Raw genomic sequence first — 18,052 nt, forward strand, 5'->3', positions numbered from 1 at the left:
AAGGATACATTATGAAGAAAAAAAACTATCTAGTACTAACCATAGCTACTTTACTTGCTATTTTATCAATAGCAGGTTGTGGCAGAAAAAAAACAGACACCGATCAGTGGTCACGAATCAATTCTGAAAAGCGAGTTATTGTAGGCCTGGATGATTCCTTTGTTCCAATGGGTTTTCAAAACAAGTCCGGTGAAATCATTGGTTTTGATATCGATTTGGCTAGAGCAGTTTTTGATTTATATGATATCAAAGTCGACTTTCAATCTATCGACTGGTCGATGAAAGAAAATGAATTACAAAACCAAACAATTGATCTGATTTGGAATGGTTATTCTAAAAGCCCTGAACGGGAAGAAAAAGTACTTTTTAGCGATGAATATATGAAAAATGAACAAGTCGTCGTCTCTTTAAAAAAGAATAATATCAATAACTTCTCAGATATGAAAGGCAAAGTTTTAGGTGCTCAAAACGGCTCCTCAGGCTACACTAGTTTTGAAGCTCAGCCTGAGATTTTGAAAAATTTTGTTAAAGACCAAACAGCTATTTTATACGATGGCTTTAATGAAGCGTTTATGGATTTAAAATCTGGTCGAATCGATGGTTTATTGATCGATCGTGTTTATGCAAATTATTATTTGTCTCATGAAGATAATTTAGCTGACTACTCAATTATTAGTGGTGGTTTTGACAGCGAAGCATTTGCTGTTGGGCTGCGGAAATCTGATAAAATACTAGCAGATAAAATCAATCATGCCTTTGAACAACTAAGAGAATCTGGCCAATTAGCCGCTATTTCTAAAGAATGGTTTGGAGAAGATGTAACTAAATGAACCTTCCCTTTTGGAAAATAAGTTCAAAAAAACCGTTAGATTAATCTAACGGTCAGACTGTAGACAAACGCCTAAATTTGGAGTGTTGTTTACAGTTTTTTTGTTTTATACTAATTGTATAAACTATTTTGGGAGTGATTCTAATGATGAAAAAACAATCTGTTGAAGGTAGAAATCAATTTGCTATGTTAACGCTTGATGATCTTGTACCGAAAGATCACCTAGTTCGAAAAATTGATGCCGCGATTCAATTTGATTTTATTTATCCCATTGTAGAATCTACCTATTCGACCTTAGGTCGCCCTAGTATTGACCCGGTGATCTTAATTAAATTAGTTTTTATCCAATATTTATTTGGTATTCGTTCGATGAGACAGACAATTAAAGAAGTCGAAACAAATGTTGCTTATCGTTGGTTTTTAGGCTTTTCTTTTAACGAAAAAGTCCCTCATTTCTCCACATTCGGTAAAAATTATGTCCGAAGATTCAGAGAAACCACTTTGTTTGAAGACATTTTCTCTCATATTCTAGAACAAGCTGTAAAAGCTGGTTTTGTTACGGAAGACAACCTTTATATTGATTCTACTCATATCAAAGCAAATGCCAATAAACATAAATTCACGAAAGAAATGACCTACAGTCAAGCAAAAGCCTATCAAGATGAATTAGAAGATGAAATAAATAAAGAACGTATTGCGACGGGAAAACGCCCTTTTACATGGGACACAGAAAGTGAGTTGAGTCTTCGAAAAATAAGTTATTCAGACCCAGAAAGTGGTTACTATGTTAAAAGCGAACGAGAAAAACAATTTGCTTATTCTGCACACACTTCTTGCGATGACAATGGATTTGTCTTATCTACGCTAGTCACACCAGGAAATGTACATGATAGTCAAGTCGCAATTACTCTGGTTAAACAGTCAAAAAGAGCTTTTCCAAATATAAAACGTGTTGTCGCTGATGCGGGATATAAAAATCCGAAATTTGTTCATTTTCTGACACACTTGAACCTTTATCCAGTTCTTCCCTATACTGCACCTCATGGTGTGAAAGGGATGTTTCGTAAAAATGACTTTGTCTATGATGACTATTTTGATTGTTATTTATGCCCTAATAATCAACCGTTGCTATTTTCAACAATTACTCGTGAGGGCTATAGGACATATAAATCAAATCCAAAATTCTGTATGAGCTGCCCGTTACTTAAAACTTGTACATTGAGCGCAACACATCAAAAAGTTGTGACTCGACATATTTGGGCTGATCTGATGGACGAACTTGAGCACCAGCGCCATACAGCGTTGAATAAAGAAATCTACAAAAAGAGAAAACAAACCATTGAACGAATATTTGCAGATGCAAAAGAGAAGCATGGGATGCGTTGGACGAACTATCGAGGGATTGAAAAAGTCGCCACGCATACGATGCTTACGTTTGCTACCATGAATTTAAAGAAACTGGCTACATGGCTATGGAAAGAAGAAAAGCCTATAGCTTTTCGTTTCAAAATTAAGTATAGGATAGCCAAAAGGAGCTGGTTTAATTACCAACTCCTTTTTGTCTACAGTCTGACCGTTAGATTAATCTAACGGTTTTTTTATCTGCTCTATTCACTTAAATATTTACTTGCTACATCAACTAGACGTTTCGTTTGATCTTGAATTGCTGCTTTTACTTCATCCGCTTTCAACATGTTTCCTTCTCCGTCGATTGAAGCACTTGTTCCATATGGGTTACCACCTGCAGCAAAAGTTGATGGATTTACATAGCCTGCTGGTACAATGATTGCTCCCCAATGTTGCATTACTGTGTAAATGCCTTGAATCACTTGTTCTTGTCCACCATTTGGGTTTTGTGCAGAAGAGAATGCTGTGACAAATTTATTTGCTAATTTACCTTGTGCCCATAGTCCACCTTGTAAATCAAAGAATTGTTTTAATTGGCTAGCCATGACACCAAAGCGTGATGGTGAAGAGAAAATATAAGCATCTGCCCATAATAAGTCATCGCTTGTCACTTCTGGAATATCCTTACTTGCTTCAACATTTTTACGCCAAGCTGGATTTGAATCAATGGCTACATCTGGTGCTAATTCATGGACTTTTCTCAAACGAACTTCCGCACCATTTGCTTCAGCTGCTTCTTTCGCCCATTTTACCATTTGTGTTCCTGTTCCTGTTGAACTGTAGTATGCAATTAATAATTTTGTTGTCATGATTTTTTCCTCCAATAACTGTTGTTTTCTTATCTACATTTATATACTAACAAAAAGTAAGTAAACTTGCAAGAGTTTTTACTTACTAAAAATAAGTTTTCTAAAAAACTCCTAGTTAGATCTCTTTCTTCAAAAAAAGATTGGATCATAACTCTTTGAGTTATGATCCAATCTTTTGGCATTCCGATAAACAATAGGAGCAGAAACAACTTTTCCCTAACTATTTAAGCTAAATCCTTTTGTCTTAATCACTTTTTTAATGATAACTATTTTCTTTTCCATCCCAAACAGACATACCTTCTGAAACAGAAACAACATTATAGCCATAATTCTCAAGAAAAGAGCAGGCATGTTCTGAACGCACACCATGTTGACAAATAACGTAGTGGGGCTGTTCTCGATCAATCTCGGACATTGCTTCAGGCAATGTAGATAACGGGTAGTTCTTTGCTGTAACGATATGCCCCGCTGCATATTCTTCAACTTCTCGAACATCAATGATTGAAACTGGTTCATTGACTGTTAATTCAATTAATTCTTTTAATTCCTTGATCGATACTCTTTTCATCTTATTACTATTCCTCCTACGGCTTTTTCAACCATCTGACTACTCTCATCCAACTCCATAATCAGCAAATTTGCCTCATTAGAAGTATACCACTGTTCCTTTTTACCACAACATTTTTACCCCTTATTTTGTGAATTTTATTAAAAAAAGGCTTACCTCAACAAAATTGAGGTAAGTCCTTTTTTATTCTTGCATACCATTAGCAGCAATTAATTTTTTATACCAATAAAATGACTGTTTTCTAGAACGATTTAATGTGCCATGGCCTTCGTCGTCCATATCAACATAGATAAAACCATAACGTTTTTTCATTTCACCAGTTCCAGCTGAAACTAGATCAATACAGCCCCAAGGCGTATAACCAATCAAATCGACACCGTCTAATTCAATAGCATCTTTCATCGCTGCTACATGCTTACTGAAATAATCAATCCGGTAATCATCTTGAATCGTGCCGTCAGCTTCTATTTTATCTACTGCTCCAAAACCGTTTTCTACAACAAATAAAGGAACATTATAACGATCATATAGTTTACACAAAGAAATGCGTAGACCTAGAGGATCTACAGCCCATCCCCAGTCTGATTCTTGTAAATAGGGATTCTTGACTGCCGGCATTTGATTGCCACCCACATATTTCACCTCATCAGGATTGGCAGCAGAAACTGTGGACATATAGTAGCTAAAGCCAATATAGTCAACGGTTCCCTCTTTGATGATTTCATCATCCCCAGCTTCTTTTTGGATCACAACATCTTCTCGTTCAAATTCTTTTATTTTGTGAGCTGGATAGTATCCTTTAACTTGCACATCAATGTAAAACTCTTGCTCCCGATTAAATTTGACTGCTTCCATGACATCTTCTGGATTACAACTCATAGGATAACTTGGTATATAGGCCACCATCATCCCTATGTTAAAATTAGGATTGATTTCATGACCTAATTTAACAGCTTTGGCACTAGCCACAAATAAATGATGTGCTGCTTGATACTTCGCTTGTTTATCATTTTTATGAATACCAATTTGAGTCCAGCTGCGCAGGAAATTGATTTCGTTGAAGGTCATCCAGTATTTAACTTTATCTTTATAGCGTTTAAACAACGTTTCACAGAAAAATAAAAAGTAATCAATCACTTGCCTACTTGACCAACCATCCAATTCATCTGCTAGATACATCGGAATATCAAAATGATTAATTGTAACAATCGGCTCGATCCCATAACTTAATAACTCATCGAAAACCTTATCATAGAAAGCTAACCCTTCTTCATTGATTTCCTTCGTTCCTTTCGGACAAATTCTAGACCAAGCAATCGAAAGTCTAAAACATTTAAACCCCATTTCTGCAAATAAAGCGATATCTTCTTTATAATGATGATAAAAGTCTGTTGCCACGTGACTTGGATAATATTGATTTGGATCAACATAACCAATCGCTCCTTCTGGTAAAGCCTCTCCTCTGGTACAAGTTTCAACTTTACCTTCTTTCGTTTTATACGTGATCATTCTTGGAGTTGTATGGCTGCCACCTGTGATTGCATCTAATGTACTTAGCTCTTTACCACCTGAAAGATAACCACCTTCATACTGATTAGCGGCTGTTGCACCACCCCACAAAAAGTTTTCTGGAAATATTGATTTGCTCATTAGTCATTTCTCCTTACTCTAAATTTTTAAGAATCTTGGTCTAATCATTTTAAATAACCGATTATCCGCACTCTATAATTCACCTTTTGCGAGAAAATATAAAAACCATAATAAAATAAACACAACAAATCAATTGTCATCTTTACTATATTATGGTTATGCCTGAAAATTCAGTTACATTCCGTTACTTATAATTATAGCATAACCGAAAGCGCTGTCAAATTTATTTTAATCAACTATTTTACTATAGCCTAAGAAAAATAGATATTCTTTGAAGTCAAACTTTTTTACGATTTATCTCTATTATTCAAAAACATGAGTGTGACATAACTCTACAAGTCATATCCCACTCATGTGAAATCCAGATAAACAGCGGAACCAGAAGCTGTCATCCCATCCTCAACCTATGATGATTAAATAAATATCATAAAATTATCCACTTTACCCCATACGCCTATTTTTATGTGCTTTCCATCTATTAAGCAGTATATAAAACAAGAGCAGCACCAAACCGATTGGTGTTAGCTTTTCAATCATACTACCAGTATTGGGAAAATTCTTTAGTTCTATGTGTGTTTGTTTTGGTTGTGCTAATTTTGTATCTGTTTTTAATTCTAGTTCTTTTGACGGCTGTGTGTTCGTTTCAGTTCCGCCAATTTGCCCATGAATCTCTACATCAGTGGCAGCATAGGCGAAATCTTGATATAAACCAAGACAACTCGTCAAAAGAATGAACATGATGATGTGACAACTAAATTTCTTCATTGTTTATCACAGCCTTTATTTGATTATGGTGTTACACCAAGCGTTACACCATCTTTTTGGATCGATGTAAATTTCAATGTCAGCGTATAGTTTTCTGCTGCTGCATTTTCATTAACATCTGTTGGTAAACTTGCCACTGTTGTACCTGTATAGTTGAACTTAGCAGAATTAGCATAGGCTAAAGCCGCATCTGTATCAATATTCAAACGACCATCTTTATTGGCTAAACGCATCCAAACTGGAGCACTTGCCAACTCAACTAAAGCATTACTTTCTACTAAATTAGTTGCAGCAGGTGTTGCCACTAAGCCATTTCCCTTAGCATTGATTGTTAATTTATCAACATATTTAGGAGTTCCCTCCATTTTATTCAATGTCACTGCAACACCGCGACCCGAATTATTCACAATACTGTAATCAGCTGACTCAATATTTTTGTGGGCACTTGCTGTTGTTGTGTGAAAGGCTGTTGCAGTATCAACGGTAACATTGATCCACTCATCAGAGCCTTCTGGAATCGTTGTATCTGGATCTGTATTATCTAATTTACCGATCGTTCCGTTGATGATCACATCTGCTGAATTTTCTCCATCGATCGTTTCAGCTAAGGCTAGTTGTGTTAGTCCTGATACGCTTAAACCTAGCATCATTGCAGCAAGTAAAAAGTTTGTTTTTTTCATATTGTTTCTCCTTCTATGTGTAAGATGATTTATTTTTAACAGAAAATCTGCTAAATAACATTTTTAGTTGTTGACACGAATTGTAATTCCAGCTTGAACTTGACCACGTTTTTTGTTTGTTTTTGAATCATAAATGTCAAATGTGGCTGTTGCTGGATGATCTCCTTGAGCAAGTTTTTTTTCTAGTTTTGCTCCATTTATTTCATAACCAGGTTGAATTGCTCCCGATGAATAAATTTGTTCATTGTTACTGTCTAAACGAATTACAACATTGATCGGATAACCATTTTCGATAGGATTTTGAATGTATAAGCTACCTTCACTGTCGCTTGTTTCAAATACAGCTTCTGATTTGATGACCATATTGAACTTGCTAGCATCTACTGCTTTTTGTTCGGCTTCTTTAACTTCTTTATCACTCATTTTTTTAGCACCTTTTGCATCTGGTAGATAATCACCTGACACAACTTGGACAGGTTCCGTCTTAGTCGTGAAATAATAGTACACACCGCCCGCAGCTACAGCTAATAATAGTAGCAACAGTACAATCAGTAATCGTTTCTTTTTCTTTTCTTCATTTGTTTTGTCCATAGAATCCCTCTCATTCTTCATTTCTCTCAACTTTGAAAGTCATTTTATATAGCGGAAACACTGCTTGTTTCGTTGGATTAAAGTACTTACCTTCGAGACTCAAACTTTTTTGTTCATTCACGTTCAAAACGCCAACTGTTAACGGATTGTTCGATAAATCACTAGTCAAAAAAAGCGATTCTTGCTGATTATTGTCTATTATCATTTGTAACGCCAGTTCATCCTGACCTAAATTGCCAGAAAAGTGATCTAATAATAGTAGTTGATTTGCAGCTACATTTTCCTTCGTGAGATTAGTTATTGAGACTTTTGTGGGTACATTCCCTTTGTTCACAACATGATATTCAGCTGAAGATATATTCCCTTCTTGTAAGGTACCTAGATCTTTGTTCTGTGTTTGAAAAGCCATCTCGATAGGAACTTCAACTTTGATGATTTCTGTTACCGTTTGAAATTGAGTTAGAGGTGACATCGCTAAGATAGTTTCTATTCCAGAAATCCCAGTGACTTTCACACGAACATAATACGTCACATCTCCATCAAGTCCTTTTAATTTCGTCGTAAATTTTTGATTTTTGTCACCAGAAAGATCCGCGATTTGTGATTTTGTTTCCTGAACAGGAAAGTCTTTGTTCTTGCTATATTCCACTGTGACTTGTTGGTAATTACCACCATAATAGGCCTGCTGACCAGGTAACGCTAACTCTTCTCCATTTGAATAATCTGTCCACTTTCCTGTATCACTAGCTAGTTCACCATTGATAACTGCTGAGGTCGTTGTAACATCTGCTGTGATATTTTTTAGCTGCGGTTTTGTGGTAAATCTAGCAGCATTCGAAAAATCACTTTCTCCTGCTTGATTCATGACGACCATTTGGGCCCAATAATTTGTATTTGGGTTTAAATCATCTACTGTCACTTTATACATTGAATTCAGTATTGTATTTTCTTGATCATCAAAATTATTCAATGTGACGATATGTTTGGCTTTTCGTAAGTCATCTGTATCTGCTTCCGCAGTAAATAAGAAAAATTTTACCGTTGAAGCAGAACTTCCATTATTGATCGATGAACCGTATAAAGAAACGGATGTGTCTGTTTCATCAGCTGCAATTAGCGCTAGCTGATCTGGGACATCTATAAATTCACTAAAAACGATTTTCTGCGAATTTTTTAAGGCTAAAATTTCTTGAGCCGAAAAAGAATCTGGTGTACCTGCGATATTCGTAAAGTTTGTTCCTTGAACACTTAGATCTGAGGCTTCTTTAAATATTTCTTGCGTTGGCATGCTATTTGTTTTACTTGAGAATGTCTCTATTTTTTGTAAATAGTTACTTGTAAAAGATAAATTATTTACGCCATTTGCACCATTTAAACCAATAGTTCCAAGACTTGTTCCTGAAAATGAAACTTGCTTTGCTTTATCCATACTGATTGCAAATGTGCTAGAAGAAGATGTTGTGAAGATTCCCCCACTGGCAACATCAATTGAAACAGTTGCATTTTCAGCAATCGACATCCCACCTTTAGCGTTATAAAGATTTATCGGTAAAGGTAATTTGATATCTACTTTAGCATTCTCCTGAAAGTCAAATACTGCTGGCTGCGTTTGATTAGAGGCAAAAAATTGATTCCTTGAACCACCTGTTGCAAGTGTCACCTTATCCAAATTAAAAACAGCATTTTTTTCAACAATATAACTAGGTGCTAAAGTACCATATGTCATATTACTGTTTGTTTTAATATCAAGTTGTGCATCTTCTCTCACTACGATTTGGGATTTACCTGCATAAGGATTTGCTGAAGTGCTACTTGTTGACCAAATAAATGCTTCAGTTCTATTGGAAGAATGTTGGATCGAAGTATGTCCACTTTGAATTTCTACGTAATTGATTTCTGCCCATTCTTGGGAATATGTACTCGTTCCTCGTTGATCAATCGTATTTTGCCCTCGCATGATGACCGACCCGTTTATGTTATAGATCATTTGACCATTTGTTGAATAATAATCGACACTATTAAAGATAAATGTCATATTAGACGCCGATCCTCCAGATAAAAACCCATAATAGCCAACTGCACCTGTCCCATCGCTATTACCAAACTGCGTATTACGAATTTCTATTACTGCATTTGCTTGATTTGCATAAAAGCCGCTAGTAGCAGAAGCTCCTTTGTTGTATGTAATCACGTGATTGGCTCCATCGATGATCATACTATCTTTTAGCTGATAGCCAGCCGAGCCTAAGTCAATATCATTAGTTAAACGAAATTTTAGTTTCTGACTGTCCTTTAAGTAGTCAGTCAAGGTAGCTGCTGAATCGACTAGCCAAAAACCATCTGCATCTTGTACAAAAGCTGCTTTAATCATACTTTGTCGATTTTTTTCAGAATCACCTTCATCTACCGAACTATTTATATCATTATTATCTGTTATTTTATCATTCTCTATCATTTCATCTTCCACAATTGATTCTTGGCTAGAAGAAGAATCACTGACAGGAATTTCCGACGAATCAGAAACAATCGTTTCTTCTGTGGTCTCAGTTGTTGATAACGTTTCTTCCGAAGTTCGATCTATTTCTAAAGCATAGGACCAATCAATCGGAAAAATACTTAGAATAATAAAACTAACAACTATCAAGTGAATATTTTTTTTCATACCAGTCCTCCCTTACTTTTTTAGAAATTAGACTGAAAACTGTACTTGTCTTTATTATTGTATTGTAATTCGACGTTAATTTCAATTTAATAACATCAGTTTTTTATATTTTATATATTTATTTTATATTTTACGATAAATTATTTTTAACTTTATATAACTTTACTAGTGTTTCAGCACGTTTGTTTATATTTTCACAAATATTAAGTTTTCTTAAAGTTCTTCAAAATTCACCTGTTTTTTGATAGTTTATGATCTACTCGATGTGATAAAAAAAGAGCGGAATAAAAATGATAGGCATTTTTATTCCGCTTTTTTACGTGCTTAGGCTATTTAGAAGTAAGTACCTCCACGTAAGTTCCTACTCTTTTCCTAATTTTCTGCTGTTCAACAATTAAAAATGTATCAAACATTTTTTGTAAAAAGAATCGATCATGCGAAACAACTAACATTGTTCCTTTGAACTCTTCTAGTATTTCTTCTATTTCTTCTCTCGTTTCGATGTCTAAATGATTAGTCGGTTCATCCAACACTAGAAAATTAACTTCATTATGCATCAACTTAGCTAATTCTAATCGAATTTTTTCACCACCACTTAAAAACCGAACCTGTTTCATCATGTCATCGCTATAGAATGAATATTTGGCGAGCACACTGCGGCATTCTTGTTCTACTAGAGAACAGGCTTCACTGAATGATTGTAAGACCGTTTGATTTGGCTTCTCATAATGAATAACTTGGGGTAAATACCCAACTTTAAGATTAGTTCCTTGCTTGATTTCACCACCATCAATCCCTTCTAATGTTAAAGCAAGTTTTAATAACGTACTTTTTCCTACACCGTTTTCCCCAATAATTGCTGACCGTTCTTGCCAAAATAAAGAAAATTCTACTTTATCAAATAATATTCGATCATCGTATTGTTTACTAACTCCATTAAATCGAAGAACTTCTTTACCAGAGCGATCAGTTTCTTTAAATTTCTTTCCAATTTTGGTTGTTTCATCTTTAGGCTTAGGAATCTTCTGGATTTTTTCTAAACGCTTCTCAAGCTGTTTCGCTTTTTTAAAGAATTTTTCATTATCTCCTTCGTGTCCCCACTGTCGAAAACGACGAATTGCCAATTTTATTTTTTGTATTTCTTTTTGTTGCTGTTCAAAATCTTTTCTCAGTTTTTCAAGTTGTTCTTCTTTTTGTCGTTTATATGCTGAATAGTTCCCTTTGTATTCCTGCATCTTTCCATCTTCGATCTCTATAATTTTTTCTACCGCATGATCTAAAAACAAGCGATCATGAGAAACAATCAAATAAGCTGTTTTCTCATGAGTTAAATACCCTTCCAACCATGCAATTCTTTTTGCATCTAAATGATTGGTTGGTTCGTCTAGTAATACAAGATCATTTTCTTGAAGTAGAATTCTTGCTAAAGCGACAATTGTCCGCTCACCACCACTCAGTTCTGAAAGTTTTTTGGTTAGTAAATGATTGATTATTAAACCATTTGCGATCATCTCTAATCTATTTTCCATTTCATAGCCGCCTGCTTGTTGAAATTCTTCTTGTTTTTGACCATAACGAGTCAATAGCTTATCTAAATCACATTCCGAAATCGCCATCTGCTCTTCCAACTGTGTTAATTGTTTTTGAATCGAGTTCAATCGTGTGAAGGTCTCTAGTAAATACGCCCTTACTTGTTGCTCACACTCTTCAGGCAACTGAGCCAAATAGCCAATACGACTGCTTCTTTGACAGGTAACCACACCTGAATCAACAGATTCAATTCCTGTAATGATTTTCAATATTGTTGATTTTCCTGAGCCGTTTGTACCTATTAACCCTATTTTTTCGCCTTTATTTATTTGTAAATTTAATTCTTCAAACAGCGGTTCTGTTCCATAATTTTTAGTTATTTTTTGTAATTGTACTAACATCTTTTCCTCTTTCTGCCATTCAGACAGATTAACAACGATCGACATTATTGTTGTAACTAGTGGTTAAAAAAATTTTGGCATGCACAAAAAAGCTGAACATAATTCCTGTTCAACCTTCAACTATTTACTGCTTACTAATTGCAGATTCCTGCTGCTCTGATTCAAACAGGTGAAATCAACTCACTACCTGCTTGTTATTTTATGACTGATTCGTTATAAGTAAATAAGTCTGAATGGTCTCTTTTATTTAATTTTTTATCCCTTTTTGGACACACTTGTCCCTTGAGATAAAAAAACGGAAATAATAACATGACAAAAAGCTAAGTATGCTATGATATATGAAAAACTTGCTGTTATTTTTGGCATGTTGACCATTGTACTTATTCACCACCTTCGTCATTTCTTAAATATATTGTAGCATGATGCTTGAGAATGCGCAAAGTGAGTTTATTTCTTTTGTTTTTGATAGTACTCTAATCGCTCATCTAAAGTTCCTGTGTGCAGCTCAAATAAATGATTATCAAAATCATAAAAGTAAATAGATGTTGCTTCTCCTGGAACACGTAAACGTCCATCTTTTATTTCTAATCCTAAAGATTTAATTTTATTTAAATAACTATCGTACTCACTTTCTTGAATTTTAAAAGCAATGTGATTATACGTCTTTGATGGCAAGGGATCCCCTTGCATGATCGCAATCCAAAGTTCATCGATTAAGAAAAATTTTTCTTGTGCTATTGAAAATGTATCTGCTCCACTTGAATAGGCTTCTTTTGCAGCAAATACGGTTTCAAAAAATGAGCTTGCTCTTTCTAAATCTTGAACGATAAAGGTTAAATGACTAATCAATTTCTTTCCTCCTCTTCCAGTCTATAATAAAACAGAGATCCTGATTTTATTCAGGATCTCTATTTCGATTCTATTAATTCGCTACAATGTTCACCAATTTATCTGGAACGACAATCACTTTACGGACTGTTTTCCCCTCAATAAAGGATTGTATTTCTTCTGCTGCTAAAGCTTTTTCTTCTAGTTCCTCCTTGCTCAATCCTCGAGCAATATTCAGCTTCGCACGAACTTTTCCATTAACTTGGAAGACCACTTCAACTTCATCTTCAACTAACGCAGCCTCATCGTAAATTGGCCAAGGAGCATTGGTTAAGCTTTCTTGATTTCCAAGGATCGCCCATAGCTCTTCCCCAATGTGCGGTGCAATAGGTGCTAGTAATTGAACAAATCCTTCAATATAATCGTATGGCAAAACATCGACTTTATTTGCTTCATTAACAAAGACCATCAATTGAGAAATTGCTGTATTAAAGTGTAGGTTCTCCATATCTTCTGTGACTTTTTTGACTGTTTGATTGTACACTTTAGTTAAACGGCCATCATTGATAGTTGTGATACGGTCACGCATTTTATTATTTTCATCCACAATCAAACGCCATACGCGATCTAGGAATTTACGACTTCCTTCAAGACCATTTTCGCTCCAAGCAATAGATGCATCAAGCGGACCCATAAACATTTCGTACATTCTTAATGTATCGGCACCATATTTTTCTACAACATCATCAGGATTTACAACATTTTTCAATGATTTACTCATTTTAGCTGGTGCTTCTTCTAGCTCTTCACCTGTTTCAACATTGACCCAGACTCCGTCGCGTTTTTCTACCATATTTGTAGGAACTAGTACACCACGATTATCCCGGAAGCTTTGACCTAAGATCATTCCTTGATTATAGAGTTTTTGATAGGGTTCTTTCGTTGGTACAACACCGATATCATACAAGAATTTATGCCAGAAACGAGCGTATAGCAAGTGGAGTACTGCGTGCTCTGCTCCGCCAATATAGATATCTACAGGCAGCCATCTTTCTAATTTCTCATAGTTTGCAATTTCATTTTTATTATGAGGATCGATATACCGCAAATGATACCATGAGCTTCCTGCCCATTGCGGCATTGTATTCGTTTCACGTTTCCCTTTTTTTCCGGTCTCAGGGTCAACAACATTGATCCACTCCGTAATATTGGCAAGTGGTGATTCTCCTGTTCCACTCGGTTTGATATCATCTGTTTTTGGCAATCTCAATGGCAGTTCAGATTCAGGAACTGTCGTTGTTGTTCCATCTTCCCAATGGATTACGGGAATTGGCTCACCCCAGTAGCGTTGACGAGAAAATAGCCAATCACGTAAGCGATAGCTGACTTCTTTTTTCCCTACTTGTTTTTCTTCTAACCATACATTTATTTTAGAGATGGCGTCTTCTTTGTTCAAACCATCTAAAAAGTCAGAATTGATGTGAACGCCATCACCTGTGAATGGTGCTTCTTCAATATTACCGCCCGCCAATACTGGAATAATGTCAATATTGAATGCTTTCGCAAATTCATAATCACGCTCATCATGAGCAGGAACCGCCATTATCGCTCCTGTTCCATAAGAAGCTAAGACATAGTCGGCAATCCAGATTGGGATTTCAGCACCATTCACTGGGTTTACTGCATATGCTCCTGTAAAGACGCCTGTTTTTTCTTTAGCTAAATCAGTTCGATTCAAATCAGATTTTTTAGAAGCCGCATCAATATAAGCCTCCACAGCCTCTTTTTGCTCAGGTGTCGTAATTTTTTTCACTAATTCTAATTCAGGTGCTAAAACCGTATAAGTTGCACCAAATAATGTATCTGGACGAGTCGTAAACACAGTAAATTCCTCTTCAGATCCGGCTACTTTAAACGTAACATTTGCCCCTTCTGAACGCCCAATCCAATTACGCTGCATATCTTTGATGCTTTCTGGCCAATCAACTAAATCCAAATCATCTAGTAAACGATCGGCATAAGCTGTAATTTTTAGCATCCACTGACGCATTGGTTTTCTGACAACATCATAACCACCACGTTCACTTTTTCCATCAATAACTTCTTCATTTGAAATCACTGTTCCAAGTTCTGGTACCCAGTTAACTGCCACTTCTGCTTCATAAGCTAATCCATGTTCATATAGCTTAGTGAAAATCCATTGTGTCCATTTATAATATTCTGGATCTGTCGTATTGATTTCACGGTTCCAATCATAACTAAAACCTAAAGAATTGATTTGACGTTTGAATGTTTCAATATTTTTTTTCGTAAACTCTGCGGGGTCATTTCCGGTATCTAAAGCATATTGTTCAGCTGGCAACCCAAATGCATCCCATCCCATTGGATGTAAAACACTATAGCCTTGACTTCTTTTCATACGAGACAAAATGTCTGTTGCTGTATAGCCTTCTGGATGTCCGACATGCAGTCCTTGTCCTGAAGGATATGGAAACATATCTAAAGCATAAAATTTTTCTTTACTTGGATCATCATGAGTAGTAAAGCTGTTATGTTTAGCCCAATATTTTTGCCATTTTTTCTCGATTTTTTTATGATCGTAACTCACGTTTTTCTCCTCCTGTTTAAGTACCTTTTTATTATGATATTTGATAGTGATTGGATTGTTGCTCTCTTTGTACGTCTTGTATTGTTCATCATCTGCTCTGGCATAGCCGACCGCAATGATTCACAACAAACAAAAAGTCCTACAGGAAAAAGTTCCTATAGGACGTGTGATCAACAACGTGGTACCACCTAATTTTACTTGTATAATTACAAGCCTCAGTGCTGTAACGGCCACCACCGATCTTACTTAGTAAAGTAGGGATAATTATCGAATCATCATCTATTACTCATTCAGTAAAATAACTCAAAGGTGAGTTCAAAAGCTTCTGTACGTATTTTCACCAACCATACGCTCTCTAAAACATGGTTCTTTCTACTATTCCTTCTCACTGTTTGTATATCTATCATGTGCTATCATACTACCAAATATTTCAATCAATTTCAATTGTTTTATTTAACTTTCAATTTTTGACCAATATAAATTGTATCACTAGATAAACCATTCATCTGTTTGATTTTTTGAACACTTGATCCATATTTTTGAGAAAGTCCCCATAAAGTATCCCCACTTTTCACCGTGTGTGAACCCGATGTTTGACTACCGCCTTGATTTCCAGAGGAATTAGTTGAACCCGTCGATCCTCCTTGGCCTTTTTTAATGACCAAACGTTGACCCGGATAAATAATATCTCCGCTTAAATTATTCCATTGTCTTAGATTAGTGATACTTATACCATTTGCATTGGCTATCGCCCATAAAGAATCTCCTGCTTTTACTGTGTAGTAACCGTTACTTGTTCCAGCGTTGCTTGAACCACCTGTATTACCGCCTGAACCAGTGTTGCCTCCGGTATTTCCACCAGCGTTACCAGAACCTTTTTTCACAATCAATTTTTGTCCTGGATAAATGATATCACCCTTTAAATTATTCCATTGACGTAAGTTCGCGATACTTGTACCATTTGCATTGGCTATCGCCCATAAAGAATCTCCTGCTTTTACTGTATAGTAACCATTACTTGTCCCAGCATTGTTTGAGCCACCTGTATTGCCACCTGAGCCAGTATTGCCTCCGGTATTTCCACCAGCGTTACCAGAACCTTTTTTCACGATCAATTTTTGTCCTGGATAAATGATATCACCCTTTAAATTATTCCATTGACGTAAGTTCGCGATGCTTATACCATTTGCATTGGCTATCGCCCATAGTGAGTCTCCTGATTTTACTGTGTAATAAGAGTTTGAAGTTCCAGTATTACCAGAACCACCTGTATTACCAGACGAGCCGCCATTATTACCGCCTGTATTGCCTCCACCTGTATTGCCAGAAGCTTTTTTCACGATTAGTTTTTGCCCAACATAAATAACATCACTAGAAAGTTTATTCCAGCTTTTGATATTCGCGATTGATGTGCCATACTTAGCCGACAATGCCCATAAACTATCTCCTGCTTTTACTGTATGCGTCACATCTTGGGTACTTGTGCCGCCTCCAGTATTGCCCCCATTGTTGTTTCCTCCAGTGTTGCCACCGTTATTACCGCCAGTGTTACCACCGCCTGATGAAGGAGTGTCATATTGGGTTAGGTTATATGTTGTAATAATATTATTCAATTTTGAATTATAACCAGGATCTGTTGCATAACGTCCTGTTAGCCAAGCTGTCGCGTCCTTGTATGAATTTGTGTTACTCTTCCATGCACCTGAATAATAATATACCCCTGCTTGAAATGAAGTATTTCTCAAAACGTAGGCATTATCACCAAATGATTCTGAGTAAGACGGATACTTTCTAAATGCAGCATTTACTTGAACCCATTGTCCATTAAGAACTTCCCACGTCTTCATCGTAACAGATTGTCCTTGATAACTTCCCTTGATTCCAAATAAATTATGGTTTGGAGCTACTGATAGAGTACTTCTTCCCCAATCACTTTCAAGAATTGCTTGAGCCATCATTACAGAAGCGTAAAGATCATTTGCTGCTGCAACGGATCGAGCATGTCCTGCTATTTCAGCGATGAAGGTGTTTGTATCGATACTTCTAGATTGTGCTGAAAATGCTGAACGCATCGTAAGTTCCGGTGTTTTTGATTCTTCTGTTTCAGTGGTTGAAGAGCTTGTTGTTTCTTCTGTAGATTCAGTATTCTCAGTACTTTGTGTTGTTTCTGATGTATTTAATTCTGATGATTCTTGGGTTCCAGACGTTTCTTCACTTGAAGATGCTTCAGTTTCTGTTGTCTGTGTTTCTTGTGTCATCGAATTGTTTGAGTCAGTCGTCGTTGTTTGTGTTTGAACGGCTTCTGTATGTGTCATCGTATCTGAGTAACTTATTTGTTCACTTGGTGTTTTATCTTCTGACGCTTCAGCTATTTTGGGTGCAACAATCGGTGCGGCAATTGACGATACAACGATCGCAGAGCTAAGCACAGTGGTTCCTTTTTTTAACTGATCATAAGCAAGCTTGTTCTGTTCAGCTTTCCTCCGCTCTTTTCTTGATGTTTTGTGCTTCTCCATAGTATATCCTCCGAATTTCCTAAAAAAGTATTCTTTGAATTATAGTATACCCTTTTTTCAAAGAAAATAGAAATATTTTTTTATTTTCTTTCACTAATTTAATAGAAATAAAAATATGATTTCTCTTGCTTTTTTTTGGTAGACTATCCGTTTTCTTTTTCATTAGGACTAGGTCTCAGGACTGATTACTCTCTTTACCTTAGGCTGA

Annotated in this window: 12 protein-coding genes, 1 pseudogene and 1 other annotated feature; of the genes and pseudogenes, 2 read left to right on the forward strand and 11 right to left on the reverse strand. The window is 36.0% G+C overall.

Annotated elements, in window-relative coordinates:
* The first annotated feature begins 11 nt into the window (after positions 1-11).
* Both AC4BB7_RS14765 and AC4BB7_RS14770 read left to right on the forward strand, forming a co-directional pair.
* Complete coding sequence (locus tag AC4BB7_RS14765; RefSeq protein ID WP_490483529.1) at positions 12-830, forward strand: amino acid ABC transporter substrate-binding protein; 819 nt, start codon at positions 12-14, stop codon at positions 828-830.
* A 143-nt stretch (positions 831-973) separates the two neighbouring features.
* Positions 974-2,402, forward strand: a pseudogene (locus tag AC4BB7_RS14770) (IS1182 family transposase).
* Between the two features lie 34 nt (positions 2,403-2,436).
* Here the strand turns inward: AC4BB7_RS14770 and wrbA are convergent.
* From wrbA to AC4BB7_RS14825, 11 genes are all read right to left on the reverse strand, one after another.
* Positions 2,437-3,045 carry an NAD(P)H:quinone oxidoreductase type IV gene (gene wrbA / locus AC4BB7_RS14775; RefSeq protein WP_170922985.1) on the reverse strand — a complete coding sequence of 203 codons (609 nt, stop codon included), beginning with the start codon at positions 3,043-3,045 and terminating at the stop codon, positions 2,437-2,439.
* A 256-nt stretch (positions 3,046-3,301) separates the two neighbouring features.
* Positions 3,302-3,613 carry a rhodanese-like domain-containing protein gene (locus tag AC4BB7_RS14780; RefSeq protein WP_086314226.1) on the reverse strand — a complete coding sequence of 104 codons (312 nt, stop codon included), beginning with the start codon at positions 3,611-3,613 and terminating at the stop codon, positions 3,302-3,304.
* Between the two features lie 183 nt (positions 3,614-3,796).
* A complete protein-coding gene (locus AC4BB7_RS14785) occupies positions 3,797-5,263 on the reverse strand; it encodes a glycoside hydrolase family 1 protein (protein WP_490483530.1) in 1,467 nt (488 codons plus the stop codon).
* Between the two features lie 441 nt (positions 5,264-5,704).
* Positions 5,705-6,028: a hypothetical protein gene (locus tag AC4BB7_RS14790; protein ID WP_490483531.1), complete on the reverse strand. Its 324-nt coding sequence runs from the start codon at positions 6,026-6,028 to the stop codon at positions 5,705-5,707.
* Positions 6,029-6,051: 23 nt separating this feature from the next.
* Entirely contained in the window at positions 6,052-6,708 is a 657-nt protein-coding gene (locus AC4BB7_RS14795) for a hypothetical protein (protein ID WP_490483532.1), read from the reverse strand.
* Between the two features lie 63 nt (positions 6,709-6,771).
* Positions 6,772-7,299 carry a hypothetical protein gene (locus AC4BB7_RS14800; RefSeq protein ID WP_490483533.1) on the reverse strand — a complete coding sequence of 176 codons (528 nt, stop codon included), beginning with the start codon at positions 7,297-7,299 and terminating at the stop codon, positions 6,772-6,774.
* Positions 7,300-7,309: 10 nt separating this feature from the next.
* Positions 7,310-9,961 (reverse strand): fibronectin type III domain-containing protein, encoded by a 2,652-nt coding sequence (locus tag AC4BB7_RS14805; RefSeq protein ID WP_490483534.1) that lies wholly within the window; start codon positions 9,959-9,961, stop codon positions 7,310-7,312.
* 329 nt (positions 9,962-10,290) lie between these two features.
* Positions 10,291-11,892, reverse strand: coding sequence for a ribosomal protection-like ABC-F family protein (gene abc-f / locus AC4BB7_RS14810; protein ID WP_490483535.1), 1,602 nt, complete (start codon positions 11,890-11,892; stop codon positions 10,291-10,293).
* A gap of 447 nt (positions 11,893-12,339) precedes the next feature.
* The gene (gene fosX / locus AC4BB7_RS14815) at positions 12,340-12,741 is read right to left on the reverse strand and encodes a FosX/FosE/FosI family fosfomycin resistance hydrolase (protein WP_490483536.1); all 402 of its coding nucleotides are present in this window, start codon (positions 12,739-12,741) and stop codon (positions 12,340-12,342) included.
* A gap of 73 nt (positions 12,742-12,814) precedes the next feature.
* Complete coding sequence (gene leuS / locus AC4BB7_RS14820) at positions 12,815-15,328, reverse strand: leucine--tRNA ligase (RefSeq protein WP_490483537.1); 2,514 nt, start codon at positions 15,326-15,328, stop codon at positions 12,815-12,817.
* A gap of 155 nt (positions 15,329-15,483) precedes the next feature.
* Positions 15,484-15,726, reverse strand: a binding site (T-box leader).
* Between the two features lie 51 nt (positions 15,727-15,777).
* On the reverse strand, positions 15,778-17,844 hold the full coding sequence (locus AC4BB7_RS14825) for a muramidase family protein (RefSeq protein ID WP_490483538.1): 2,067 nt from the start codon (positions 17,842-17,844) through the stop codon (positions 15,778-15,780).
* Positions 17,845-18,052 lie beyond the last annotated feature (208 nt).

Source organism: Enterococcus sp. AAFC-DPL-5182 (assembly GCF_058216605.1).

Bases quoted from the DNA above. Each gene is read 5' to 3' on its own strand.
- AC4BB7_RS14765 (WP_490483529.1), top strand. From the start codon at position 12: ATGAAGAAAAAAAACTATCTAGTACTAACCATAGCTACTTTACTTGCT.
- wrbA (WP_170922985.1), bottom strand. From the start codon at position 3,045: ATGACAACAAAATTATTAATTGCATACTACAGTTCAACAGGAACAGGA.
- AC4BB7_RS14780 (WP_086314226.1), bottom strand. From the start codon at position 3,613: ATGAAAAGAGTATCGATCAAGGAATTAAAAGAATTAATTGAATTAACA.
- AC4BB7_RS14785 (WP_490483530.1), bottom strand. From the start codon at position 5,263: ATGAGCAAATCAATATTTCCAGAAAACTTTTTGTGGGGTGGTGCAACA.
- AC4BB7_RS14790 (WP_490483531.1), bottom strand. From the start codon at position 6,028: ATGAAGAAATTTAGTTGTCACATCATCATGTTCATTCTTTTGACGAGT.
- AC4BB7_RS14795 (WP_490483532.1), bottom strand. From the start codon at position 6,708: ATGAAAAAAACAAACTTTTTACTTGCTGCAATGATGCTAGGTTTAAGC.
- AC4BB7_RS14800 (WP_490483533.1), bottom strand. From the start codon at position 7,299: ATGGACAAAACAAATGAAGAAAAGAAAAAGAAACGATTACTGATTGTA.
- AC4BB7_RS14805 (WP_490483534.1), bottom strand. From the start codon at position 9,961: ATGAAAAAAAATATTCACTTGATAGTTGTTAGTTTTATTATTCTAAGT.
- abc-f (WP_490483535.1), bottom strand. From the start codon at position 11,892: ATGTTAGTACAATTACAAAAAATAACTAAAAATTATGGAACAGAACCG.
- AC4BB7_RS14825 (WP_490483538.1), bottom strand. From the start codon at position 17,844: ATGGAGAAGCACAAAACATCAAGAAAAGAGCGGAGGAAAGCTGAACAG.